The organism is Oleiphilus sp. HI0080, from assembly GCF_001635135.1.
In genome coordinates, this window is the sequence record NZ_LWFU01001096.1 from 1 (window position 1) to 707 (window position 707).

Genomic DNA, 707 nt, shown 5'->3' on the forward strand with positions numbered 1-707 from the left:
CATTCCTACCCATCGAGCCCTTGCTTTAAGTACCTAACATGTGCAACAAATCAATGATGTAAAAACTCTCAAGCTCAAGCTTAAGCTCAGAAAAATCTAGCAATCCGTTGTAATGAGAGAGACCGTGCAATTCGGGTCACCAAATGAATCGTACGTCACATAACAGCCGTTGGCCGTCGGCGCGCCAGAGCCCCGAATATCATAACCGATGCGCGTATAGCGATTATTGACAACAAGGCTTAGGCCTCCGATTTCTCTAAAATCGATATGATCAGCCATTTCTAAAGCATCTGCTAACTCAGCCCTGCTTTCCGGACATAAATTTCGCCAATCCACCTCTGATCTTCCAGCCTCTGTCTCGACAATATATGACGCCTGACTGGGCGGATTTGCGGATGCCACGCTGAGTCCTTGCACATATGCTTTACTGCGAACCACGCCGATTGTCGACAGCATAGCGCCCCTTATTCCCTCGAGAGTAGACACTCGAGATGTTTGCGTTAAGTCTGCAAACCGAGGCAGTGCAAACGCCGCCAAGACCCCAAGCAACACGATAACTAATACTAACTCAATCAAGGTAAAACCCGATTGCCCTACACACTTTCGGGGCAAACGATCTGAACTGACTAACCTCATAGAACCTACTTCAACCATGAACAGCGGATACTCGCTCTGAGCAAATAATAATGTCTTATATAGTCATAATA

General features: G+C 46.7%; 1 protein-coding gene. It reads right to left on the reverse strand.

Translation table 11 applies throughout. The features are described 5' to 3' along the window. Window positions 1–96: 96 nt before the first annotated feature. Complete coding sequence (locus tag A3751_RS23800; RefSeq protein ID WP_068454478.1) at window positions 97–636, reverse strand: prepilin-type N-terminal cleavage/methylation domain-containing protein; 540 nt, start codon at window positions 634–636, stop codon at window positions 97–99. Window positions 637–707 lie beyond the last annotated feature (71 nt).

Excerpts from the sequence above, each read along its gene's own strand:
- A3751_RS23800 (WP_068454478.1), bottom strand. The coding sequence starts at position 636 with ATGAGGTTAGTCAGTTCAGATCGTTTGCCCCGAAAGTGTGTAGGGCAA.